Below are 22,427 nucleotides of genomic sequence, written 5' to 3' on the forward strand. Positions count from 1 at the left end.
CCCTTTCGTTGGTCTGCCTTGCTGACTCGTCGCTGACTCGTCGCTGACTTGTTCGTTCTGGTTCGTACGCGTCCGGCGCCGCGTACGCCCGGGGACCCGTGGAGAGGTGAGCGTGACAGCAAGCGCTTTCTATCTAGTGAGAAGCTAGCCTCTGAGCAGCGGTTCGGACAAGACCGCAGGGGGTTCGAGTTGTTCGAGGGGGCGAACAGCGATCGCGGTCGTATGGTTCCCCGGACGAGCCGCACGGCCCCGTGGGTCGTACGGCTGACTGGACGAGCCACACGGCTCACGACGACTCGAACGAGACGCTCACCGGAGGCGAGTAAACGATGACAGTGACCCTGGCGGACGTGGCGGCCCGTGCGCAGGTGTCGCCCGCGACCGTCTCCCGGGTGCTCAACGGGAACTATCCGGTGGCCGCGTCCACGAGGGAGCGGGTGCTCAAGGCCGTCGACGAGCTGGACTACGTCCTGAACGGGCCCGCCAGCGCCCTCGCCGCCGCCACCTCCGATCTCGTCGGCATCCTGGTGAACGACATCGCCGACCCCTTCTTCGGGATCATGGCCAGCGCGATCCAGAACGAGATCGGCGGGCCGGGCGGACGCGCGGGCGGGGAGCGGCTGGCCGTGGTGTGCAACACGGGCGGCTCCCCGGAGCGTGAGCTGACGTATCTCACGCTGTTGCAGCGGCAGCGCGCCGCGGCCGTCGTGCTGACCGGTGGGGCCATCGAGGACCCCGCGCATCTCACCGCGGTCGGCAACAAGCTGCGGAAGCTGGCGGAGGCGGGGACGCGGGTCGTGCTGTGCGGCCGGCCGCCCACGCCCGAGGCCATCGCGATCACCTTCGACAACCGGGGCGGCGGACAGCGGCTCACCGAGCATCTGATCGGGCTGGGGCATCGGCGACTCGGGTACATCGCCGGACCCGAGGAGCGGACCACCACGCGGCACCGGCTGGAGGGCCACCGGGCGGCACTGGCCGCGGCCGGGGTCGAGGACGACCCGAGACTGATCGTCTACGGCCGCTACGACCGGCTCTCCGGGTACGAGGCGACGCTGGAGCTGCTGCGGCGGGACCCGACGCTGACGGCGGTCGTCGCCGCGAACGACACGGTTGCGCTGGGCGCGTGCGCGGCGCTTCGGGATTCGGGGCTGCGGATTCCGGACGACGTCTCCGTGGCGGGTTTCGACGATCTGCCGTTCAGCATCGACGCGGTGCCGGCGCTGACGACGGTGCGACTGCCGCTCTCGGAGGCGGGGGCCCGGGCCGGGCGGATCGCGATGGGGCGCGAGGAGGCACCCCACGGGGGGATCGCGACGGTCCGGGGTGAGCTGATGGTGCGGGGATCGACCGGAAGCCCTCGGAAGTCCTGAGGTGGATGCGGTCGGGGACTCCTGAAGGGAGAAGGGGACGGGAGTCCGCGGCGAAGGAGGTCGAAAAGCCCCAGACGGGCGCGGTCGAGGAGTGCCGAGGAGGCGGGGTCCACGAAAGGCCTGACACGGCCCGAGCGGCACGTCGTCTCGCGTCACTGGGCCCTGGCCCCGGCGGCGGACAGGACCCCGGGATCGGAGGTCCCCCACCTGCCCTGCCGCCCTGGTCGGACGAGCCGGCCCCGCTTGGGCCACCGCCGAGCGGGGCCGGCCGCTCATGGGACGGAGGCGGCCGGCCCTGGGGTGAGCGCGCGCGGCGAACGGCACCGGCCCTGAGCGCCGGGTCGCCGAGCACGACAGGACCGCCCGGCGGCCGACCACGCATCGATTCCCCCGCCCTCCTCCCGAACGCCCCGCACGCCGACCGGCCGCGCCGCCGGGCACCGCGCCCTCACCGCACGGACCGGGTCCGTCGGAACGCGGCACGCGGAACCCGGCGGAACCCGGCACGCGGAACCCGGCGGAACCCGGCACGCGGAACCCGGCGGAACCGGGACCCAGAACACGGCACGCGGAACACGGAACACGGCACGCGCGGAACCCGGAACACGGCACGCGGAACACGGCGGAACGCGGCACGCGGAACCCGGCGGAACCCGGCCCGCGGAACACGGCGGAACGCGGCACGCGGAACCCGGAACACGGCGGAACGCGGCACGCGGAACACGCACGGCACGCGGAACACGGCACGCAGCACGCAGCACGCAGCACGCAGCACGCAGCACGCAGCACGCAGCACGCGATCATGCTGCAGGGACCAGGGGTACAGCCGCCTGTGTGACGTCGTCGCCCGGTCGTGCCCTGTCGGCGAGCAGTCGGCTCGGTGTGCGCGGGGCCGAGCCGACTGAGCCCGTGAGCCACGGGCGGTCCCGCCTCCCTGATCAGTCGCGGCGGATCAGTTCCGGGTCGATGCGCCGTCCCACGAGCGGAAGTGTGCCGATGGCGGACAGCGCCGCCACGGCCGCCGCCGCGAGGGCGAGCACCGGGAGTCCGGCGAAGTCCCAGTAGATCTCGCTGCCTCCGGTGATCAGATAGGAGGCCTCGGCGAGCTTGCCGGTCACGAGCGCCAGGGCGAGCCCGATGCTCAGGGGGAGCACCACCTGGACGCACTGCACGGCCCGCATCGTGCGCGCGCGTGCGCCGATCAGCGTGATGGCGGTGACCTGTGCGCGCCGCTCCACCGCCCGGTCGGTCGCGGAGACGACGAAGGCCGCCGTTCCGATGACCAGGCCCATGATCATGCCGACGGCCAGCAGCGTTTCGAGGACGGCGATCTGCTGGAGGCCCTCGATGTTCACGCCGACCGGGTTGATCTCGGCGGTCGGGGTGACGGCGGCGATGCCGTCGAGGACCCTGCGGACCTGGTCGTGGTCGGAGCTGCTGGTGAGGACGTACTCCGCCGCCTCCGGACGGGCGGTGGCAGGCAGCGCCGACGGCGGGATGAGCACCTCCGCTCCGCCCACCCCGGACGGGTCGTATCCCTCGTAGTCGATCTGTTCCTTCGGAAGGGTGATGCTCAGGCGCTTGCCCTGACCGCCTTCCGGGATGCGGAAGACAAGGGTGTCGCCCGGGCGCGCGCCCTGGCCGGTGCCCGAGTTCGGGTCGCTGAGCCGCATCACCTTGCCGTCCACGCATCCCTCGGAGTGCCGTACCAGCTTGGTCAGCTGGGCGCAGGTGGCGACGACGGCGCTGGCGTAGGGCTGGTCGTCGGGACCGTCGGGGTCGCTCCAGGAGATCATCGTCACCGCGTGCGCGCGCACTCCCGGAACCTCGGCGAGCCTGCGCTGTTGGTCCGTGGTGAGGGTGGAGAGAGGAATGGCGTAGTCCTGCACGGGGGCCGACGGCCGGGAGACCTGCTCCAGCTGGATGAGGACACCTTGGGCCAGGGACGCGGAGAACACGAGCAGGACGAGGCCGGTGACGACCCGCATGGTGCTGCCCGGCTCGACCTCGTTGCGGCGCATCGCCAGGTTCAGGGTGAGGGACTGGGTGGTTCGCGCCAGCCGACGGGCGAGGGTGAAGGACAGCAGGGGCAGCGTCAGCACCAGTCCCAGGCCCGTCAGCAGAATGCCTGCCGGGATCAGGATCGTGTTCGGCCCGACGCTGTTGGCGGGTTGACCGGTGAAGCCCGTGGCGCAGTAGCCGGCGACGATGCCGAGGCCCGTCACCAGCAGCAGGGCGCCCCACTTGGTGGGGCGCTTGGGCGCGGCGGTGCGGCGTACGGCCAGCGGATTGGCGGCGGCATCGCGTGCGCTGGCCCGGCCGACGAACCAGGCGAGGAGCGGTGCGCCGATCAGACAGACGGCGACGGTCGTCATGGACAGCGCGCCGTCGGCCGGGTACCACCGCAGACTCGGCAGGCCGGTCCGGGTCATCACCTGGTTGAGGATCCAGTACTCACCGAGGCCGAGAAGCGCGCCGAGCAGGGCCGCGACGACGGTTTCGGCGGCGTTGACCCGCTGGGTGCCCTTGGTGCTCAGGCCCAGCAGCCGCAGCGAGGCGAGGCGGCGGTTCCGGCTGGCGGCGGAGAGCCGGGCGCAGACGGAGAGGAAGATGCCGAGGGGGAGCAGGACGAGTGATCCCAGGGCGAAGCGGATGTAGGTGAGGGTCGAGGGTTCCACGGCGGGGAAGGGCGCGTAGCTGTATCCCCAGCCCTTCAGGGCACGGCCCTCGTCGGCGATCTTGTCGCGGGGCGCGCCGATGTAGGCGAACAGCTCGTCGGGATGGGCGAGCCCGGTCGCGCCGATCAGGCCCTTCTCGTCGCCGGGCAGGAGTGCTGCGATCGCGGGCCGGTCACGGAGCAGGTCGTGCGCGCGGGGAGAGAGGAACACCTCTCCCGGGTCCGGGAGTTGCTTCAGCCCCGGCGGGGCCGTGTCGGCGCCCTTCGTTCCCTTGGCGATGAACACCCGGGTGAACGGCTTGGATCCGTAGGGGTCGGTGCGCTGGAGAACCAGCGTGGAGTCCGCGGACTGCGCCGAAGCGGACCGCGGCTCTCGCGCGGCGGACCTGCCGTCGTGTGCGTCGAGGATCTGCGGGATGGTGAGGACGAGGGCAAGGCAGCAGACACCGAGGGAGCCTCCGCCCGCCATGAGGAAGAAACGTACGCGGTTGCCGCGGCCGGCGCCGAACAGCAGACGCAGACCGAGCAGGAACTCCCTCACGCCGCCCTCCGGGGGGTGAGGACTCCGTCGGCCATCGTGTAATGGCTGTCGGCCTGCGCGGCGACGGCGGGGTCGTGGGTGACCAGGATGACGGCGGTGCCCTGGGAGCGCGCCAGGTCGAGGAACTCCTTCAGCACGGCGGACGCGTTGGCGCTGTCCAGGGATCCGGTCGGTTCGTCGGCGAACACGACGGCCGGGCGGTGGACCAGGGCGCGTGCGACGGCGACGCGCTGGCTCTGGCCGCCCGACACCTGTGAGGGGCGGCGCTCGCGGAGCTCGCCGAGTCCCAACCGGGCGAGGACCTCGCCGGCGGCGGCGAGTGCGGGCTTCTTGCGCTGCCCGGCCAGGCGCAGCGGCAGGGCGGTGTTCTCCTCGATGGTCAGCTCGGGGAGCAGTTCGCCGTACTGGAAGACGAAGCCGAAGCGTTCGCGGCGCAGCGTGCTGATCTCGTCGTCGGTGAGATCGCCCAGCGACTGGCCCTCGAACCGCACGTGCCCACGCGCCGGAGGCAGCACTCCCGCGAGGCAGTACAGCAGCGAGGACTTCCCCGAACCGCTCTGGCCGGTGATGGCCGCGACCTCCCCTCGGGAGATCGAGAGGTGGGCGTCGCTGACAGCCAGTTGCGTGCCGTAGGAAAGGTCAACGCCCTTAGCGGTGAGGACTTCTGACGTACTGATGGCTTCCCCCAAAGAAGCGACCAGGCCCAGGGTTACCCTGGGCCCGGTACTTGGTGGTGCGTTCCTGCCTACCGCTGGTAGTGCTTGGTCGTCGAGCAGTTGTCGGGGTTCAGGGAACCCTTGTCACGGCAGACGCGGATGTACGCGTCGTCGGTGTAGCGCTGCGGGGCCGCCCAGTTGAGGTAGTTCAGGGGCACGGTCTGCTTCTGCTTGCCGTTGTAGCGGTTCCAGTCGTAGCCCTCGACCTTCACCTGCATGTACACGTTGTGGTCGTCGTCGTGGTCGGTGTCCTGGAGCTGACCCTTCCACTCGAAGGCGCCGTGGTTCGTGCCCGCCGGGTGCCACTTGTACTCACCGTGGTGGAACTTCGCACCACCGGTCGAAAGCGTCGGTATGTCATGCCACGAAGCGGCGAACGCCGTCCCTGCCCCCATGGCGAAGAGACCCGCTGCAAGGGCACCAACTGCCAACTTGCGCATTTTTCCTCCCGTTTATGTTCTGTTGTACGGCCCTGGCGGTCAGTCCAGAGCGGCCACGAAAACTAACACGGCCACAGAGAGGGAAAGGGGCGGTCAGTTCGATCTTGCCCTATCTGTCCGACTCCCCGACAGGCGCTCTTTGTGGCGACTTTGCCGTGGGATTGCATGAACATGACCTTCCGCTCGCCGCGACCACGACAGGCAGCCCCGTCACACAACGTGACGCTTCGACGCGCGACAGTGACGAGTCCGTCTTACGTTGAGGTGGAAAGCTTCACCCCACCCAGGAGGAACACCATGGTCGCCAAGGACAAGGGCAACATGGACAAGATCAAGGGCAAGGCCAAGGAGATGACCGGCAAGGTCACCGGCGACCGCGAACAGCAGGTCGAGGGCAAGGCGCAGCAGGCGCGCGGCGAGGCGAAGAAGCTCAAGGGCAAGGCCCAGGAGCGCACCCAGGGCACGCGGCGCACCGCCTCCAAGCGCGAGCGCGTCTGACCGGAGCGCCGGCCGCGCGCTCGGCGCACGCCGGGCTGAGCCGGTGAAAGGGGACCCGCGGCCGCGGGTCCCCTTTCCCGTGCGCCATGGTGGATCAGGCCCAGGTCGTCCCGCCGCAGGTCCCGCGCGGGCTCGCCGCGCGGGCTCGTCCGAGCTATGGGTGACTAACAACGCATCGCGGGGTACCCGGCGCGCATGGATGTCCGGTCGGAGGAGCCGTCGCTGCCCGCGGGACGGGGCAGGATCTCGGGTGCCCTCGTGGAGAGCCTGCGGGGGAGCGGACCGCTGCCCGACGAGCGGGAGGTCGCGGGGGCCGACCCGTTCGGGGAGGATCTCCAGCTCGCGCTGTACGTCTGTTACGAACTGCACTACCGGGGCTTCGCCGCTGTCGCCGACGACCGCGAGTGGGACCCGGAGCTGCTGCGCTTCCGGGCCTCGCTGGAGTGGCCCTTCCTGGAGGCCCTGCGGGCCGTCGCGCCCCGGCACAAGCGGGCCGACGAGGCGCTGGACGAACTGCTGGTGGAGCCGGTCGAAGGCACCGGCGTCAGCCGGTTCCTCGCGGACGAGGGCGAGCTGTGGCAGCTGCGGGAGTACGCGGCCCAGCGTTCCCTCTACCACCTGAAGGAGGCCGACCCGCACGCCTGGGTGCTGCCCCGGCTGTGGGGGCGGGCGAAGGCCGGGATGGCCGCCGTGGAGTTCGACGAGTTCGGCGGCGGCCGGGCCGACCGGATCCACGCCCGCCTGTTCGCCGACCTCATGACGGACCTGGGCCTCGATGCGGCCTACGGCCGCTATGTCGACTCCGCCTGCGCCGAGGCCCTCGCCCTCGTGAACCTGATGTCCCTCTTCGGGCTGCACCGGTCGCTGCGCGGCGCCCTCGTCGGCCACTTCGCGACCGTCGAGATCACCTCCTCCCCCGCTTCCCGGCGGCTCGCCAAGGCGATGCGGCGGGCGGGGGCCGGGGCGGCCGCCGAGCACTTCTACACCGAGCACGTCGAGGCCGACGCCGTGCACGAGCAGGTCGTACGACACGAGGTCGTCGCCGGGCTACTGGCCGACGAGCCGCATCTGGACGCCGACGTGGCGTTCGGCGTGGACGCCACGAACCATCTGGAGGACGCCCTCGCCGACCGCTTCCTCGGCGCCTGGCGGGCCGGCCGGTCCTCACTGCGGGCGCCCGTCTGACATCCCCTTTCGGCACCCCGTTCGATCGACCGCCCCCTTCGCTCCGCCGCCACAGACCGACCCACTCGCCCGTCCCGACAGACCGACCACTCACCCGTTTGCCCGATATATGCCATTCAGCCCAGCTGAACCGGACGCGCCCCACCGACCCGGAGGCCGAGCCACCGTGAACCCTCTCTCACCACCCCTCGCTCTGCCCGGCGTCTACGCCCCGCAGGACGACACCGAGCTCCTGGTGCACGCCCTGGGGCGGGAATCGCTCGCGCCGCGGGCCCGGGTCCTGGACGTCGGCACGGGGACGGGCGCCGTGGCCCTGGCCGCGGCCCGGCGGGGGGCACGGGTGACCGCCGTGGACATCTCGTGGCGGGCGGTGATCAACGCCAAGGTCAACGCCGTACTGGCGGGGCTGTCGCTGAGTGTCGTCCGGGGGAATCTGCTGGCCCCGGTGGCGGGCCGGTCCTTCGACCTGATCCTGTCCAACCCGCCGTACGTTCCGGGGCCGGAACCGGAGCCCGGCGCCGTTGGCCCCGGCCGGGCGGCGGTCGTACGGGGCGCCGCCCGGGCCTGGGAGGCGGGGTGGGACGGGCGGCGCGTCCTGGACCGCGTCTGCCAGGACGCGCCCACGCTGCTCGGGCCCGGCGGGGTCCTGCTGCTCGTGCAGTCGACGCTGAGCGACGCGGAGCGGACGCTCGCGCAGTTGGCGGCGGCGGGGCTGTGGGCCGAGGTCGTGGACCGCCGGTACGTCGCCTTCGGGCCCGTGCTGCGGTCACGGAGCGCCTGGTTGCGCGACCGGGGGCTGCTGGGGGACGAGAGGGACGACGAGAAGGAAGAGCTGGTGGTCATCCGTGCCGAACGAACCCTGTGAGCGCCGCCGCATCACCGTCCAGCGCCCCGGCCCGCTACTGGTCGAGGGCCCCGTCGAGGTCACCACGGAGGACGGTACGACCGTGTCGTCGGACCGCTTCCGCGTGGCCCTGTGCACCTGCCGCCGCAGCCGTATCCACCCCTGGTGCGACACCAGCCACCGGCAGCGTTCCGCGTCAGGTGCGGACGCCGACCGCCGCAGCCGCACGCCCGACGGCCCAACCGAGCCCCGCTGAGCCGCCCGCCGGGCCTCGTCGAGCCGCCCGAACCAGGGCCGCGCCGCACCGCTCACCCAAGTAGCGCCCAGCCGACCGTCCGAAGGGAACCCGGCCGCCATGCACACCTACGCGGACAAGCAGAAGTCGTACTGGATCGAGACCACGCCCGAGGCGAGCGCCCACCCGGCGCTCGACGGGGACCTCGTCGTCGACGTCGCCGTGGTGGGGGCGGGCATCGCCGGCATCAGCACGGCGTGGGAGCTGGCCCGGACGGGCCGCCGCGTGGCGTTGCTGGAGGCCGACCGGGTCGCCGCGGGCGTGACGGGGCACACCACGGCGAAGGTGAGCGCGCTGCACACGCTGGTCTACGACCGGCTGCGGCGTCACCGGGGCGCGGAGGCAGCCGGCCTCTACGCGCGGTCGCAGACGGAGGCGATCCGGCATGCCGCCGCGGTGGTGCAGGAGCTGGGGATCGCGTGCGACTGGGAGGAGACGGAGGCGTACACGTTCGCCGAGGACGAGGGCCGCGTGGACGAGCTGCGCGCCGAGGCGGAGGCGGCGCGGGAGGCCGGGCTGCCTGCCTCGTTCGTGACGCAGACGGGGCTGCCGTTCCCGGTGGCGGGGGCCGTGCGGGTGGCGGAGCAGGCACAGTTCCATCCGCGCAGGTACCTGCTCGCGCTCGTCGACGATTTCGTGCGGCAGGGCGGTGTGGTCCATGAGCGGACCCGGGTGACACGGCTCAAGGAGGGATCGCCGTGCCGGCTGACGACGGAGTCGGGGTTCACGGTGACCGCCGGGGACGTCGTGGTCGCCACGCACTACCCGGTGTTCGACCGGGCGCTGCTGTTCACCCGGCTCTCGCCGCGCCGGGAGCTGGTGGTGAGCGCGCCGATCCCGGCGGACGCCGATCCGCAGGGCATGTACATCACGCAGGAGCAGCGCACGCGTTCCGTGCGCACCGCCCCCTACGGGGACGGGCGGCGGCTGCTGATCGTCACCGGGGAGCACTTCACGCCGGGCACCGGCAATGTCGAGGAGCGGTTCGAACTGCTCGCCGAGTGGGCCGTCGAGCGCTTCGGCACACTCGACTTCACGCACCGCTGGGCCACCCAGGACAACGACTCCACCGACTCCGTACCGCTCGTCGGCCCCTTCCACGCGGGCAGCCGGCACACCTGGGTGGCGACCGGGTTCGGCGGCTGGGGAATGAGCACCGGCATCATGGCGGGGCGGCTCCTCGCCGACCAGATCACCGGGCAGAAGGCGCCGTGGAGCGATCTGTACGATCCGCGCCGCCTCCTCAGCGCGGTGCGGGAGGCGCCGAGCTTCCTCAAGCACCAGGCGCAGGTCGCCCGGCACTTCGTCGGCGACCGGCTCTCCCCGTCCTCCGACACCTCCTTCGACGCGATCGCGCCGGGCGACGGGGCGGTCGTCCGGGTCGGCGGCCACCACTGCGCGGTGCACCGCGACGACGACGGCGTCCTGCACGCCGTCTCCGCCCGCTGCACCCACATGGGCTGCCTCGTCGCCTTCAACCAGGCCGAACGCGCCTGGGAGTGCCCCTGCCACGGCTCCCGCTACGACCCGGAAGGCCGCATCCTCCAGGGCCCGGCGACGAAGCCGCTGGAACGGCGGGACATCTGATGGGAGCGGGCCGTATGCCGGGCGACCGGTGGCCGGAGGCCAGGGACCGGCGGTCAGCGGTGAGCGGTCAAGCGGTCGGGTTCTGGGCCGTGCGGCCCGGTGGCGAGTAGGGTCCGAAGGCATGAAAATCGCGTTTTCCACTCTTGGTGTGCCCGGTGTTCCCGTCCCCGAGGTCGTACGTCTCGCGGTCGAGCACGGATATCACGGTGTCGAGTTGCGGGCCCACCCCGAGGAGCCGGTGCATCCGGGGATCGGGGACGCGGAACGGACCGAGGCGGCGGCCGCGTTCAAAGCGGCCGGTGTGGAGATCCTGGGGCTCGCCGGGTACGCGCGGGTCGCGGCGCCGGGGGACGACGGGCCCGTGCTCGACGAGATCCGGGACCTGCTCGACCTGGCGCGGGACCTGGGCGCGCCCTTCGTCCGCGTCTTCCCCGGCGGCGACACCGACGGCGGGCAGAGCGCGGAGGAGGCCGACGCGGTCGCGGCCCGGCGGCTCGGTACGGCGGCGGAGGACGCGGCCGAGCGCGGTGTGCGCATCCTGCTGGAGACCCATGACTCGCACCGCACCGGCGCCGACGTCATCCGGATCCTCGGCCCCGTCGGCCACCGCAACGTCGGCGCGCTCTGGGACGTCATGCACACCTGGCTCGGCGGCGAGCAGCCCTCCGAGTCGTACGCCGCCCTCTCGCCCTTCCTCGGCTACGTCCAGGTCAAGGACATCGCCTCGGCCGACGACACCACCCCGCTCGCACTCGGCGCGGGCGCCCTCCCGCTCGGCGAGTGCGTGGAGCTCCTCTCCCGCAAGGAGTGGGACGGCTGGCTGTGCTGGGAGTACGAGAAGCGGTGGTACGAGACCGCCGCGCCGCTGCCGGAGCTGCTGGCGGCGGGGAGGGAACACCTCGGGCGGCTGCTCAACGACGCGGCCTGAGCCCGGAACGGGCGCGTCGCCGGCCGGCGTCCGGCGACGCGCCCGTGGCCCGGCCCTGGGTGGGGGAACCGTGTGAGACCGACCGCCCGGAACGAGTCGCCACGGAGCGTCAAACAGTGGCCCTAGCTTGAAGAATCGAGCTCGGCGAGGATTTTGACCGCGAATCAACACCGAGCCAGACAAAGCCGATCACCCGTCATGCAGATACCGACAGTAACTCGTGAAAAACGGAGCGCGTCGGCCTGACTTGTCGCAGACTTGCCTCCCGCAACCAGCCGCTCAACTGGCCATGTACCGGGGGGATTTGGCATATGCGAGGCACGGTCGACGGATTCAGCTACGGCGCGGTCACCCCGGTGGCGGCCTACATCATGGCGTGCCTTGGCGCGGCGCTGGGACTGCGCTGCGTCGTCAGGTCCGTGCACAACGAGCACTCCTGGAAGCCCGGTTGGCTGGCGCTCGGCGCGGCGTCGATCGGCTGCGGCATCTGGACCATGCACTTCATCGCCATGATCGGCTTCCGGGTGAAGGAGAGCCGGATCCACTACGACGTCGGCCTGACGGTCCTGAGCCTCGCCGTGGCGATCGCCGTCGTCGGTGTCGGCGTCTTCGCCGTCGGCTACCGGGGCGTCAGCACCGCCACCCTGTGCACCGCCGGCGGCGTCACGGGACTCGGCGTCGCCGCCATGCACTACCTCGGTATGGCCGCCATCCAGCTCAACGGCTTCATCGAGTACGACACCGCGGTCGTCGCCCTGTCGGTGGTCATCGCCATCGTCGCCGCGACCGCCGCGCTCTGGGCGGCCGTGTCCATCCGCGGGTTCCTCCCCAGCGTCGGCGCGAGCCTGGTCATGGGGGTCGCGGTGTCCGGCATGCACTACACGGGGATGGCCGCGGTCGGGGTCCATCTGCACGGCAGGACGGGTGGACCGCTGACGGGGGAGTCGCCGACGTCGATACTGTTGCCGATGCTGATCGGGCCGGTCATCTTCCTGGTGCTGGCGGGTGTGGTCGTCATGTTCGACCCGCTGCTCGTGCTCGGGGACGGGGAGTGGAACAAGGGGAGGGCGGCGGGCCGGCCGGCCCGGGAGCGCGCCGCGGCGGCGGGGGGACCGCGGGTGCCTGCGGTATGGCGGGCCGATCGCCCCGACCGCCCGCTCCCCCACCCGGAGCACGACACCGACTCCCTCTTCGAGCGCCCGGTACGACGGGAGCGGGAGTCGGGGGGAACGGCGGGGCGACGGGTCCAGGAGTGGTGATCTCCCCTTCATGAAGGGCGGGCCGCGGGCCCGTTCCCTTCAGGGGCGCGGGGAACCGCCCGAGAAACCACCACCCACCCGCGCCCGCCGAAACCGCGCGCACCTCTGAGGTCTTCAGGCGCCCGGCTCAGGCAACAGCCGCGGCTCGACCCGGTCCTCCACCACCGCGTCCCCCTGCCGCCGCACGATGTACGCGCCCTTGCCGGGCACCTCGGAGACCACCTCCGTCAGCTTCGTGCCGTGGTACACGAGGCCCACCCCGTCGTCGGTGCAGTGCGTCTCCGGCAGCGTGCCGTCCGCGACGAGGTCGTGGACGAGGGGGCGGCGGCCGGCGTCGCTGTCGTAGTGGACGCCGTTGCCGTAGGGGAGGTACCCCAACGCGTCGGTCACGGGCCGCAGTCGGGGGCCGAAGGAGTCGGTCGTGCCGCCCCGGAACCAGCAGAGGGAGCCCGCGCTCACCCCGCTGAGGACGACCCCGGCCTCCCAGGCCCGCCGGAAGACCGTGTCGAGGCCGTGGACGCGCCAGACGGCCAGCAGATTGGCCACCGAGCCGCCCATGACCCAGACGACGTCCTGTTCGAGGACCGCGCCCTCGACGTCCTCGATGTTGGGCATCGGGAAGAGCTGGAGCGGGGTGAGGTCGAAGCCCGCCACCCGCGCCGCCTCGCTCATGCGCGCCGTCATGTGCTCGGCGTCGCCGATGGCCGTCCCGACGTACATGACCTTCGGACGACGGCCATTCACCCCCGACAGTTCCACCGCGTGGTGCACGAGGGAGTTGAAACCGACCCAGATGCGGTCCCCCCTGCGGTGGCCGCCCGAGGTGGCGACGATGGTGGGCTCGGTGGCAGTCATGGCCGGGAGAGTAGCAAGGCAGGGAGGCCTTTCCGCCCTCCGCTGCTGTACGGGCGTTCAGTTGGCCGACGGGCCGCCGGACATTCCGCGTCGAAGCTCCGCGAACGCCGCCCCGAACTCCGCGTGGAAGTCCGGGAACGTCTTCCGCACGCAGCCGGGGTCGTCGAAGGTGATGCCGGGCACCCGCAGTCCCGTCACGGCGAAGGACATGACGATGCGGTGGTCGCCGTACGTCTTGATGTCGGCGCCGGCCGTGGGCGCCCCCGGGCGGATCTCGATCCAGTCGGGCCCGGTGGCGACCTCCACGCCCAGCCGCCGGAGGTTCTCCGCGCAGGCGTCCAGCCGGTCGCACTCCTTGACCCGGGTGTTGGCGACGTTCTCGATCCGGACCGGCCCGGAGGCGAACGGGGCGATGGCGGCGAGGGTCGGCATGGTGTCGGAGATGTCCCGCATGTCGACGGTGAGGCCACGCAGTTCGCCGGTGCCGGTCACGGTCGTCCGGTCGTCCCGTACGTCGGCCCGGGCGCCCATCCGGCGCAGGACGTCCACGAAGCGCAGGTCGCCCTGGAGCGCGCCGGCGCCGAGGCCGGGGACGGTGACCTCGGTGCCGGTGAGCGCGGCCGCGGCGAAGAAGTAGCTCGCGGTGGAGGCGTCCGGCTCGACGGCGTAGGTGGTCGCGCGGTAGCCGCCGGGCGCGACCGCGTAGGTGATGCCGGTGCCGTCGTCCTCGCGGCGCACGTCCGCGCCGAACGCCCGCATCATCGCCGTGGTGATCTCGACGTACGGCTCCGAGACCAGGTCGGTCACCCTGACGCGGAGGCCGTCGCGGGTGAGCGGGCCGAGGAGCAGCAGGGCGGTGAGGTACTGCGAGGACTGGCCGGCGTCGAGGGTGACGTCGCCGCCGGTGACGCCGTTCGCCCTGATCCGCAGCGGGTGGTGGCCCTCGGCCTCCTCGTGCACCAGGTCGACACCGAGGTCCCGCAGGGCCTGGGTGAGCGGGGCGAGGGGGCGGCGGCGCATCTGGGCGGAGGCGTCGAAGCGGTAGGTGCCGTGGCCGGCCGCGGCCAGGGTCGGCAGGAAGCGGGCGGTGGTGGCGCCGTCCCTGCAGTAGACGTCGGCGGTGGTGACGGCGGGGCCCTGCGGGCGGCCGTCGACCTGCCAGGAGTCGGGGGTACGGCCCACGCGGTAGCCGAGCCGGGTCAGCCCCTCGGCGAAGCCTTCCGTGTCGTCGGACCGGAGGGGGCGGCTGAGCGTGGTGACTCCGTCGGCGGCGGCCGCGAGGAAGAGGGCGCGGGCGGTGATGGACTTGGAACCGGGGATGTGCACGAGGGGCATGGGGCCATGGTCGCCCCCGGCCCCGGCTGCGTGCGGTGGCGTCCGCCAGGTGGACCGGGCGCCCAGTAGCTCGGGGGTGCGCGGTTCGTTGGCGGGTGCGGGTGGGTGGGGGTTGTTCGCGCAGTTCCCCGCGCCCCTGAAAAGCGACCGGGGCTGCGCCCCGTGCTTTTCAACGGCGGCCTCCCGATCGCAACGGCGACCCCCGATGAAGGCCGGGCCGCAGGCCCAAGCCTTCAGGGGCGCGGGGAACTTCGCGAGGAACCCCCACCCACCCGCACCCGCCAGAACCACTTGCACCCCCGATCTACTGGGCGCCCCGTCACTCCCGCCCCACCCCCACCAACTTCCGGAATCCCGGGCCTCCCCGGGAACCCGAACCCACCCCACCCCGTCCAACCCGCATGCTGCCGGGTGAGTCTCCGCAGCGCGGCCCGTCGGCCTCGCCGCTGGCTGCGATCGCTGACCAACCCTCTCCACCGCCTGCGGCCGGCAGCACGCCGTCACCGGCGCGCCCCCCTCCGACAGCGCCGGTGACGGCCCCTCACCCGGGCCCCTCGCCATGTTCCCGTGCGCTCCCTTGACCGGAAGAAACTTCCCGGATATTCGTGACTCCTCGGAAGTTTCCTTCAGTGGATCTTCTCCGGAAGGAGCGCACGTGCCCTCCAGACGTACCGTCCTCGCCGCCTCGGCGGGCGTCACCGCGGCCCTGGCGGTCGGCCCCGCCGCACAGGCCGACACCCCCGACGACAAGAGACTCCGCCGCCTCATCTCCCGTATGACGCTGAAGGAGAAGGTCGGTCAGCTCTTCGTCATGCGGGTCTACGGACATTCCGCGACCGCGCCCGACCAGGCCGACATCGATGCCAACCTCCAGGAGATCGGCGTCCGGACGGCCGCCGAGCTGCTGGCGAAGTACCGGGTCGGCGGGATCATCTACTTCTCCTGGGCGCACAACACCCGGAACCCGCACCAGATCGCCGCACTGTCGAACGGCATCCAGCGGGCCTCCCTCGGTCTGCCGCGCGGGCTCCCCGTGCTGATCTCCACCGACCAGGAGCACGGCATCGTGGCGCGGGTCGGCAAGCCGGCGACGCTGCTGCCGGGTGCGATGGCCCTCGGCGCGGGAGGTTCGCGGACCGACGCCCGCGAGGCCGGCCGGATCGGCGGGGCCGAACTCCGCGCCCTCGGCATCCGCCAGGACTACGCGCCCGTCGCCGACGTGAACGTCAACCCGGCCAACCCGGTCATCGGCGTCCGCTCCTTCGGCGCCGACCCGAAGGCCGTCGCCGGCCTCGTCGCCGCGCAGGTGAAGGGGTATCAGGGGGCCGGGGTCGCGGCGACCGCCAAGCACTTCCCGGGGCACGGGGACACCGCCGTCGACAGCCACTACGGCTTCCCCGTCATCGAGCACACCCGGCAGCAGTGGGAGACCCTCGACGCGCCGCCGTTCCGGGCCGCGATCCGGGCCGGCATCGACTCGGTCATGACCGCGCACATCATGGTCCCCGCCCTCGATCCCTCCGGCGACCCCGCCACCCTCTCCCGCCCCATCCTCACCGGCATCCTGCGCGAGCGGCTCGGCTACGACGGGGTCGTGGTCACCGACTCCCTCGGCATGCAGGGCGTACGGGAGAAGTACGGCGACGACCAGGTGCCGGTGCTGGCACTGAAGGCCGGCGCCGACCAGCTCCTCAACCCGCCCTCGCTGGACGTCGCGTGGAACGCGGTACTGAACGCCGTGCGCGCCGGGGAGCTGTCCGAGGCCCGCCTCGACCGGTCGGTCCTGCGGATCCTGCGGCTCAAGGCGAAGCTGGGGCTCCTCGAGAAGCCGTACGTCAGTGACGCGGGCGTCGACCGGGTGGTGGGCGTCCGGCGGCATCTCGACGCCGCCGACCGGATCGCCGAGCGGACCACGACCCTACTGGTCAACGAGGGCCCGCTGCTGCCGCTGTCCCGGCGTACGCACAAGAAGGTGCTGGTGGTCGGCGCCGACCCGGCGTCCCCGTCGGGGACCACGGGCCCGCCGACGGCCGTCCTCGCCGCCGAACTGGCCTCCCTCGGCTTCACCACGAGCCGTCTGCCCACCGGTACGGCGCCCACGCAGGCCCTCATCGACCAGGCGGTCGCGGCGGCGCGCGGCAAGGACGCGGTGGTCGTGGGGACGTACAACGTGACGGCGGGCAGCACCCAGAAGACCCTCGTGGAGCGGCTCCTCGACACCGGCGTACCGGTGGTCGCGGTGGCGCTCCGCAACCCGTACGACGTGGCTCAACTGCCCCGGGTGAAGGGGTACCTGGCCGCCTACTCGTGGACGGACGTCGAGGTGCGGGCCGCCGCGCGGGTGCTGGCCGGGCGGGTCGCGCCGCGCGGCCGGCTGCCGGTGCCGGTGCAGCGGGCCGACGACCCGGCCCGGGTGCTGTACCCCATCGGACACGGGCTGAGGTACGGGTCCTGACTCCCGGGGCCTGACAAGCGGGGTCCCGGTATACGGGCCCTGACGTACGGACACTACGCCGCGCTCCTCGCACACCACCCGCAACATACGCAAAGCGCCCGGTTTGCCTGGCACGGCTCCGCGCCGCCGGGTCACGCTGGACGCATGCGTCGGGGGGTGATCATGCGAGGGGTGCGTCGCGTTCGAGGGGCGCGTCCCGGGTGGCCGGCGACGGGTCGAACGGGTGCACTCGCCGCGGCCGTCGCGCTGGCGGGAGCGTTGCTGTCCGGCTGTCAGGTCTGGCCGGGCGGTTCGGGTGAGGAGCCCGCCGATCGGACGACGACCACCTCGCCCACCCTGCCGACCGGCTACGGCACCGTGTTCCTCGGTATCGACGAGTGCAGTTCCTTCGGGACGACCAGCTTCACCGAGGTGCCCTGCGCCAGCGAGCGTGCCGCCGCCCGGGTCGTCGCGCGGCACGACGGGACGGTCTCGCAGGGCCCGCAGTGCCCGGCGACCACCGACTTCGTCCTCCACATCAGCGCGTCGTGGCACCCTGCCGGCACGGACGAGGACGGCGACGGCTCGGTGCCGCGCGGCTACGCCTGTATGCGCAAGCTCCAGCCGCCGCACCCGGGCGACCCCGGCGGCGGCGGAGGACCCCGCACCATCGTCGGCGACTGCGTCTACGGCGCCGGGCGCGGCGAGGTCCGCGAGACCGCCTGCGACGGCGACGGGAGGCACGCCCCGGAGTACCGTGTCACGGCCGCCGTCGAGAAGAAGGGCCAGTGCCCCGTCTCGACCGACCTGTATGTGCAGTTGGGCGGCGGCAAGCCGGTGGGATGCGCCGGAACCGTCTGAACACCGGGCGCCACGCGGGGCGTTCACGGAAGCCCGATCGAACACCCCTCCGAACGGCCGCATGCCGGATCGATATCATCCGTTTACGGTTTACGGTCCGTACGACGACGGTGGGGGAACGATGGCCCAGGATGCCCAGGGCGCTCCGGGCAAGGAGGAGCTGCCGGAGATCCCCGGCTACCGCATCGACTCCCACCTCGGCTCCGGCGGCATGGGCCACGTCTACCTCGGCACGTCGCCCTCGGGCCGCCAGGTCGCCGTGAAGGTGATCCGCGGCAACCTCGCCCACCAACCCGACTTCCGCGGCCGTTTCCGGCGTGAGGTGACCGCCGCCCGGCAGGTCAGCGGGGCGTTCACCGCGCCGGTCGTGGACGCCGACCCGGACGCCGACCCGCCCTGGATGGCGACCCTCTTCGTGCCGGGACAGCCGCTGGACGAGCGGGTCACCAAGGGGCCCGCCCTCACCGACGAGGAGCTGTACCGTCTCGCGACCGGGCTCGCGGAGGCGTTGCGGGACATCCACCGCGTCGGAATCGTGCACCGCGACCTCAAGCCCGGCAATGTACTGCTGGCCGACGACGGCCCCCGGGTCATCGACTTCGGCATCGTGCGCGCGGCCGACGACGCCGTGCTCACGGCCCCCGGACTCACCGGGACCGGCGTCACGATCGGCACTCCGCCGTTCATGTCGCCGGAGCAGATACGCGCCCAGAAGGACGTCGGGCCGCGCAGCGACATCTTCTCGCTGGGCTCGATGCTGACGTACGCGGCGAGCGGCCGGGTGCCGTTCGACGCGACGGACGTGTACACGATGGTGTACCAACTCGTGCACGAGCCGCCGAAGCTGGACCTCCTGCCCGGCTGGCTGCGGCCGACGGTGGAGCGCTGCCTGGCCAAGGAGCCGGACGACCGCCCCGACGCGGCGGAGCTGCTCTCCCTGCTGGCCGACGCCTACCCGGGCACTTTGGAGGGGATCGCGACCCCGCCGGCCGCGAGCCCGACCCCGGACGCGGACTCGGCGACCGACACCGACACTGACACCGACACCGACACCGACAGTGCCGCGGACACGGTCACGGACGCGGGCGCGCGGGGGCACACCGCGTCCGACTCCGGGGCGGACGCCGACACCGCCTCCGGCGCCACGGACATGGGATCCGTGACAACGGACATGGGCCGCCTCCCCACTCCCCCGCCCCGGCGCGGGCGCCGTCGCCGGGTGCTGTCCGTGGCGGCGGCGGTCGTGGCGGTGAGCACGATCGCGGGAGGGCTCGTGTACGGGTTCCAGGCCGGCGGGCAGGGGTCCAGGGCGGCTGGGCCCACAACTCGCGCGCGCACGGTGACCCAGCCGGAGGGCTCCGCCGAGTACATCGCAGCCCAGTCCGGCTCCGGCAACTTCTCCTACGCGTACCACGACAGCCCCGAGCGCCGCCCGGACGGCTGGCGGCAGTGGCAGTACAACCTCCAGGACAGCGCCTGCGTGTACGCCGACTCGTCCCTGGTGTGCGTCGGCGACCGGACCGTCCGCATCGACGCGGCGACCGGCAAAGAACTGTGGCGGACCAGCGAGGTCTCGGGGTACGGCCACAACACCCCTGTCGTCGTCGGTGACGTCGTGGTCGTCAACGTGGGTGACCGTCTCGTGGGGCTCGCGCTCGCCGACGGCTCGGTGAAGTGGCGCTACGCCACGGCGGTGCTCGCCGAACACCTCATGAGCGACGGCGAACGGGTGTACTCGCTCACCGAGGACGGCACGGTGTACTCCGTCGAGGCGCGTACGGGCAAGAAGAGCTGGGTCGAGGGCTCCCACTTCCCCAGCAAGGGCAGCGCGGTCGGGCAGCGGGTGCTGGGCGACCGGTACTACGTGTTCTCCACCGTCGCGGACATCGGGGTCGGCGACGACTACGTCACCGTCCTCGACAAGGACAGCGGCAGGCGCCTCGACTCCTTCAAGCTGCCCGCGGTCTGCTCGCCGGGCACCGAGGCGCTGCTGGAGGAGGACCGCAAGCCGCAGTTGTACTGCGCCGCCATGGACAAGACCTCGGCTCCGATGGGCCAGGGTGTCCTGCGCATGGAACTCGCCAAGGGTGCCAAGGTGCTCCGTACCGAAGCCGGCGCGACCTTGGGCGCCGGGCAGGCCGGGCCCGAGCTGTCGGTGACACCGGGCCGGGTGATGTACGTGGCGGCCACCGCCACCGGCGGTGAACTGGTCTCCGTCGACGCGGCCCGTCGCAAGGAGTTGTGGCGCGTGCCGATCCCCAGCAAGGGCCAGACCGACGCGCCGCCGATCCAGGCCGGCGACCGTGTCTACGTCGTCAACGGTCGGGGCGCCGCCGCCTTCGACGCGCGCACCGGCAAGCTGCTGTACCAGCACAGCGTGCCGTTCATCGATGACGAAAGCGGCTTCGACGTCGGCCTGAACACCGAGCCGCTGGTCGCCGGCGGCATCCTCTACGCCCCCTCGACGAAGGTCGGCTGGGTCGCCCTGGACACCGAAGCCACCTGAGCGATCGGGCCGCGTCCGGGAAGCGCCGAGCCCCGGTACCGCCGTCGGGCGGCACCGGGGCTCAAGTCCGCTGCATCGGAATGCTTACGGACGCAGCGTCATCTCCCGCTCCACGTCACGCTTGTCGAGCTTGGAGTCGAACTTCGCGAGCGGCTTCGCCTTGGCCGGGTCCTGCTGGACCGCGGCGGGGGCGACGCCCGCCCACTTCAGGATGCGGGCCGTGGCGAGGTCCTTCTCCGCCTCGACGAGGCCGGCGACACGGGCGCCGTGGTTGGCGCCGGGGGCCGTGAAGACGTACGAGTCACGGGCCTTCTTGCCGAGGTGGAACGGCTCGGCGCCCCACGGGTCGTTCTCGCCGTAGACGAAGAGCATCTGCTTGGCGTTGTTGCGGACCCAGGTGTCGACGTCCCGCATGGCGTACGGCTGGAACTTCATCTTGATGTCCCGCGGGACGAAGTTCCGCGGCGGCTGGTAGCCGTAGCGGATGTACTTCTTCTCGATGTGCGGGAACTTGATGGTCGGCGCGCCGAGCTGCGTGCCCGCCTGGTAGTAGTACGGCGTGTACTGCTCCAGGCCCTGGTCGGCGTAGGCGGAGAAGCCGGAGATCGAGTCGATCGACTTCCAGATCTCCTCGTCCGTGGCGGTCTTGGCGTTCTTCGGGATGGTGTCGCTGTCGCAGTCGGCGAGCAGGCTGTACTGCCAGAAGCCCCACACGTAGTCGAGGACGACGGCCTCGTACGCCTTGTCGAGGCTGCCGATGGTGTTGAAGGTGAGGCCCTCGGCGGCGGCGAACTCCGCGTACCTCTTCTCCAGCGGCTCACGGCGCACCAGCGCCTCGCGCTGCACCGCGTTCAGCCGGTCGCGGCACTCCTTGGTGCCGACCCTGGCGAAGAACCGGTCGTACGCCGAGTCCTCCTTGTTCACCACGTCGTTGGGGGCCACGTAGGCGACGACGCCGTCCATGTCCTTCGGGTAGAAGCGCTCGTAGTACGTGGCGGTCATCCCGCCCTTGGAGCCGCCGGTGGAGATCCACTTCTTGTCGTAGATCTTCTTGAACGCCTTGAAGATGCGGTGCTGGTCGCTGGCGGCCTGCCAGATGTCCAGCTTGGTCCAGTCGGCCGGGGCCGGGCGGGACGGCGTGAAGAAGCGGTACTCCATGGAGACCTGGTTGCCGTCCACGATCTGCGTGGGCTCGCGGCGGCTCGGGGTGGTGGAGACGTTGTAGCCGCCGGTGTAGAAGACCGTCGGGCGGCTGGTGTCCTTGTGCAGGACGGTGATCCGCTGCTGGAAGGTGCCCTTGGCCGGGTGGCGGTGGTCGACCGGCTGCGTGAAGTTGAGGACGAAGAAGCGGTAGCCCGGGTAGGGCTTCTCCTCGATGAGGCTCACACCCGGTATCGCGAGCAGTCGGTCCTTGATGTCGGTGGTGTCCGGCTGTGCGGCGGTGGCCGCGCCCGCCGTGCTCAGTGTGCCTATGAGCACCACGAGCGACAGCACCCACCTGAGCGCTTTGCGCATGCGTTCTCTCCCCTATGGAACGGCTGTGCGCCGGAAGCTATCGGAGCGACCGCCGGGGCACCAGGGAAGAAAGGGGCCAACTGGACTGCTTTCAGGCGCAGATGGCGGAGATAGGGAAAACCCTGTGTGCGCGCGGGTGGTCAGCGCAGGATCCAGCCCGAGGTGTAGGCCTCGGAGCCGACCCGTGCGTGGACGCACACGGGGCGCCGGCCCGCGTGCACCGTGACGGGGCCCGCCGGGTTCTGCTTGTTGCGCACCCACTGCCCGGCCCACGCGCGGATGCGGATGGAGCCCTTGCGGGCCTTCCCGCCACCCTTGCCCAGGGCCTGCTTACGGGGCAGGAGCACGGCGCACACGTACCGGGTGCCCTTGCGGTAGACGTGCACGGTTCCGGCGTCGAAGGTGAGGGTCCGCACCTTGCGCCCGGCGCAGGACGAGGCCGCCGTCGCGCTGCCCGCGGGCCCGGCCAGGGCCAGCAGCCCGGCCAGGGTCAGTACGGCCAGCCCGAGCGCCATCGGCCGGCGTATCGCACCCTTCGCACCCCTGCTCACCGTCTGTCCCTCCCACCGCAGAAGCGT

At 71.9% G+C, this 22,427-nt stretch carries 18 protein-coding genes; 11 read left to right on the forward strand and 7 right to left on the reverse strand.

Annotated features, from left to right (window positions below):
• The first annotated feature begins 329 nt into the window (after positions 1-329).
• The gene (locus ACZ43N_RS16985; RefSeq protein WP_468098250.1) at positions 330-1,373 is read left to right on the forward strand and encodes a LacI family DNA-binding transcriptional regulator; all 1,044 of its coding nucleotides are present in this window, start codon (positions 330-332) and stop codon (positions 1,371-1,373) included.
• A 938-nt stretch (positions 1,374-2,311) separates the two neighbouring features.
• Here the strand turns inward: ACZ43N_RS16985 and ACZ43N_RS16990 are convergent.
• The 3 genes from ACZ43N_RS16990 to ACZ43N_RS17000 are packed head-to-tail and all read right to left on the reverse strand — an operon-like array spanning position 2,312 to position 5,747.
• Positions 2,312-4,591, reverse strand: a complete 2,280-nt coding sequence (locus ACZ43N_RS16990) for an ABC transporter permease (protein WP_468098252.1) — start codon at positions 4,589-4,591, stop codon at positions 2,312-2,314.
• A complete protein-coding gene (locus ACZ43N_RS16995) occupies positions 4,588-5,280 on the reverse strand; it encodes an ABC transporter ATP-binding protein (RefSeq protein ID WP_468098254.1) in 693 nt (230 codons plus the stop codon). The genes ACZ43N_RS16990 and ACZ43N_RS16995 overlap by 4 nt, the downstream gene beginning before the upstream one ends.
• Positions 5,281-5,336: 56 nt before the next feature.
• Positions 5,337-5,747: a hypothetical protein gene (locus ACZ43N_RS17000; protein ID WP_468098256.1), complete on the reverse strand. Its 411-nt coding sequence runs from the start codon at positions 5,745-5,747 to the stop codon at positions 5,337-5,339.
• A 297-nt stretch (positions 5,748-6,044) separates the two neighbouring features.
• Between ACZ43N_RS17000 and ACZ43N_RS17005 the strand changes: the two genes are divergently transcribed.
• The 7 genes from ACZ43N_RS17005 (at position 6,045) to ACZ43N_RS17035 (ending at position 12,343) form a co-directional block, all read left to right on the forward strand.
• Positions 6,045-6,245: a CsbD family protein gene (locus ACZ43N_RS17005; protein ID WP_468098257.1), complete on the forward strand. Its 201-nt coding sequence runs from the start codon at positions 6,045-6,047 to the stop codon at positions 6,243-6,245.
• A gap of 195 nt (positions 6,246-6,440) precedes the next feature.
• Positions 6,441-7,430 (forward strand): iron-containing redox enzyme family protein, encoded by a 990-nt coding sequence (locus tag ACZ43N_RS17010; RefSeq protein ID WP_468098259.1) that lies wholly within the window; start codon positions 6,441-6,443, stop codon positions 7,428-7,430.
• Positions 7,431-7,539: 109 nt separating this feature from the next.
• On the forward strand, positions 7,540-8,295 hold the full coding sequence (locus ACZ43N_RS17015) for a HemK2/MTQ2 family protein methyltransferase (RefSeq protein WP_468098260.1): 756 nt from the start codon (positions 7,540-7,542) through the stop codon (positions 8,293-8,295).
• Positions 8,276-8,530: a CDGSH iron-sulfur domain-containing protein gene (locus ACZ43N_RS17020; RefSeq protein WP_468098261.1), complete on the forward strand. Its 255-nt coding sequence runs from the start codon at positions 8,276-8,278 to the stop codon at positions 8,528-8,530. Before ACZ43N_RS17015 ends, ACZ43N_RS17020 begins: the two co-directional genes overlap by 20 nt.
• 99 nt (positions 8,531-8,629) lie before the next feature.
• Positions 8,630-10,156, forward strand: a complete 1,527-nt coding sequence (locus tag ACZ43N_RS17025; RefSeq protein WP_468098263.1) for an FAD-dependent oxidoreductase — start codon at positions 8,630-8,632, stop codon at positions 10,154-10,156.
• A 121-nt stretch (positions 10,157-10,277) separates the two neighbouring features.
• Positions 10,278-11,084, forward strand: coding sequence for a sugar phosphate isomerase/epimerase family protein (locus ACZ43N_RS17030; RefSeq protein ID WP_468098265.1), 807 nt, complete (start codon positions 10,278-10,280; stop codon positions 11,082-11,084).
• A gap of 311 nt (positions 11,085-11,395) precedes the next feature.
• Complete coding sequence (locus ACZ43N_RS17035; protein ID WP_468098266.1) at positions 11,396-12,343, forward strand: MHYT domain-containing protein; 948 nt, start codon at positions 11,396-11,398, stop codon at positions 12,341-12,343.
• Positions 12,344-12,457: 114 nt separating this feature from the next.
• Here ACZ43N_RS17035 and ACZ43N_RS17040 read toward each other — a convergent pair whose 3' ends face one another.
• Together ACZ43N_RS17040 and aroA are read right to left on the reverse strand one after the other, a co-directional pair.
• A complete protein-coding gene (locus tag ACZ43N_RS17040) occupies positions 12,458-13,198 on the reverse strand; it encodes a Type 1 glutamine amidotransferase-like domain-containing protein (protein WP_468098268.1) in 741 nt (246 codons plus the stop codon).
• Between the two features lie 57 nt (positions 13,199-13,255).
• Positions 13,256-14,533 (reverse strand): 3-phosphoshikimate 1-carboxyvinyltransferase, encoded by a 1,278-nt coding sequence (gene aroA, locus ACZ43N_RS17045; protein WP_468098270.1) that lies wholly within the window; start codon positions 14,531-14,533, stop codon positions 13,256-13,258.
• A gap of 655 nt (positions 14,534-15,188) precedes the next feature.
• On the opposite strand from aroA, the gene ACZ43N_RS17050 reads away from it, so the two are divergent.
• The 3 genes from ACZ43N_RS17050 to ACZ43N_RS17060 all read left to right on the forward strand — a co-directional run bounded on the left by ACZ43N_RS17050 (position 15,189) and on the right by ACZ43N_RS17060 (position 20,334).
• Positions 15,189-16,988 (forward strand): glycoside hydrolase family 3 protein, encoded by a 1,800-nt coding sequence (locus tag ACZ43N_RS17050; RefSeq protein WP_468098272.1) that lies wholly within the window; start codon positions 15,189-15,191, stop codon positions 16,986-16,988.
• A gap of 162 nt (positions 16,989-17,150) precedes the next feature.
• Positions 17,151-17,828 carry a hypothetical protein gene (locus tag ACZ43N_RS17055; RefSeq protein ID WP_468098614.1) on the forward strand — a complete coding sequence of 226 codons (678 nt, stop codon included), beginning with the start codon at positions 17,151-17,153 and terminating at the stop codon, positions 17,826-17,828.
• A 121-nt stretch (positions 17,829-17,949) separates the two neighbouring features.
• Positions 17,950-20,334: a protein kinase domain-containing protein gene (locus ACZ43N_RS17060; RefSeq protein ID WP_468098273.1), complete on the forward strand. Its 2,385-nt coding sequence runs from the start codon at positions 17,950-17,952 to the stop codon at positions 20,332-20,334.
• A gap of 84 nt (positions 20,335-20,418) precedes the next feature.
• Here ACZ43N_RS17060 and ACZ43N_RS17065 read toward each other — a convergent pair whose 3' ends face one another.
• Complete coding sequence (locus tag ACZ43N_RS17065; protein ID WP_468098275.1) at positions 20,419-21,849, reverse strand: S28 family serine protease; 1,431 nt, start codon at positions 21,847-21,849, stop codon at positions 20,419-20,421.
• A gap of 140 nt (positions 21,850-21,989) precedes the next feature.
• Entirely contained in the window at positions 21,990-22,364 is a 375-nt protein-coding gene (locus ACZ43N_RS17070; protein WP_468098615.1) for a hypothetical protein, read from the reverse strand.
• Positions 22,365-22,427 lie beyond the last annotated feature (63 nt).

Source organism: Streptomyces sp. NPDC030814 (assembly GCF_055572155.1).

Excerpts from the sequence above, each read along its gene's own strand:
- ACZ43N_RS17025 (WP_468098263.1), top strand. The coding sequence starts at position 8,630 with ATGCACACCTACGCGGACAAGCAGAAGTCGTACTGGATCGAGACCACG.
- ACZ43N_RS17065 (WP_468098275.1), bottom strand. The coding sequence starts at position 21,849 with ATGCGCAAAGCGCTCAGGTGGGTGCTGTCGCTCGTGGTGCTCATAGGC.
- ACZ43N_RS17010 (WP_468098259.1), top strand. The coding sequence starts at position 6,441 with ATGGATGTCCGGTCGGAGGAGCCGTCGCTGCCCGCGGGACGGGGCAGG.
- ACZ43N_RS17030 (WP_468098265.1), top strand. The coding sequence starts at position 10,278 with ATGAAAATCGCGTTTTCCACTCTTGGTGTGCCCGGTGTTCCCGTCCCC.
- ACZ43N_RS17060 (WP_468098273.1), top strand. The coding sequence starts at position 17,950 with ATGGCCCAGGATGCCCAGGGCGCTCCGGGCAAGGAGGAGCTGCCGGAG.
- ACZ43N_RS16985 (WP_468098250.1), top strand. The coding sequence starts at position 330 with ATGACAGTGACCCTGGCGGACGTGGCGGCCCGTGCGCAGGTGTCGCCC.
- ACZ43N_RS17000 (WP_468098256.1), bottom strand. The coding sequence starts at position 5,747 with ATGCGCAAGTTGGCAGTTGGTGCCCTTGCAGCGGGTCTCTTCGCCATG.
- ACZ43N_RS17040 (WP_468098268.1), bottom strand. The coding sequence starts at position 13,198 with ATGACTGCCACCGAGCCCACCATCGTCGCCACCTCGGGCGGCCACCGC.
- ACZ43N_RS17055 (WP_468098614.1), top strand. The coding sequence starts at position 17,151 with ATGCGAGGGGTGCGTCGCGTTCGAGGGGCGCGTCCCGGGTGGCCGGCG.
- aroA (WP_468098270.1), bottom strand. The coding sequence starts at position 14,533 with ATGCCCCTCGTGCACATCCCCGGTTCCAAGTCCATCACCGCCCGCGCC.
- ACZ43N_RS17015 (WP_468098260.1), top strand. The coding sequence starts at position 7,540 with ATGCCATTCAGCCCAGCTGAACCGGACGCGCCCCACCGACCCGGAGGC.
- ACZ43N_RS17035 (WP_468098266.1), top strand. The coding sequence starts at position 11,396 with ATGCGAGGCACGGTCGACGGATTCAGCTACGGCGCGGTCACCCCGGTG.
- ACZ43N_RS17005 (WP_468098257.1), top strand. The coding sequence starts at position 6,045 with ATGGTCGCCAAGGACAAGGGCAACATGGACAAGATCAAGGGCAAGGCC.
- ACZ43N_RS17070 (WP_468098615.1), bottom strand. The coding sequence starts at position 22,364 with ATGGCGCTCGGGCTGGCCGTACTGACCCTGGCCGGGCTGCTGGCCCTG.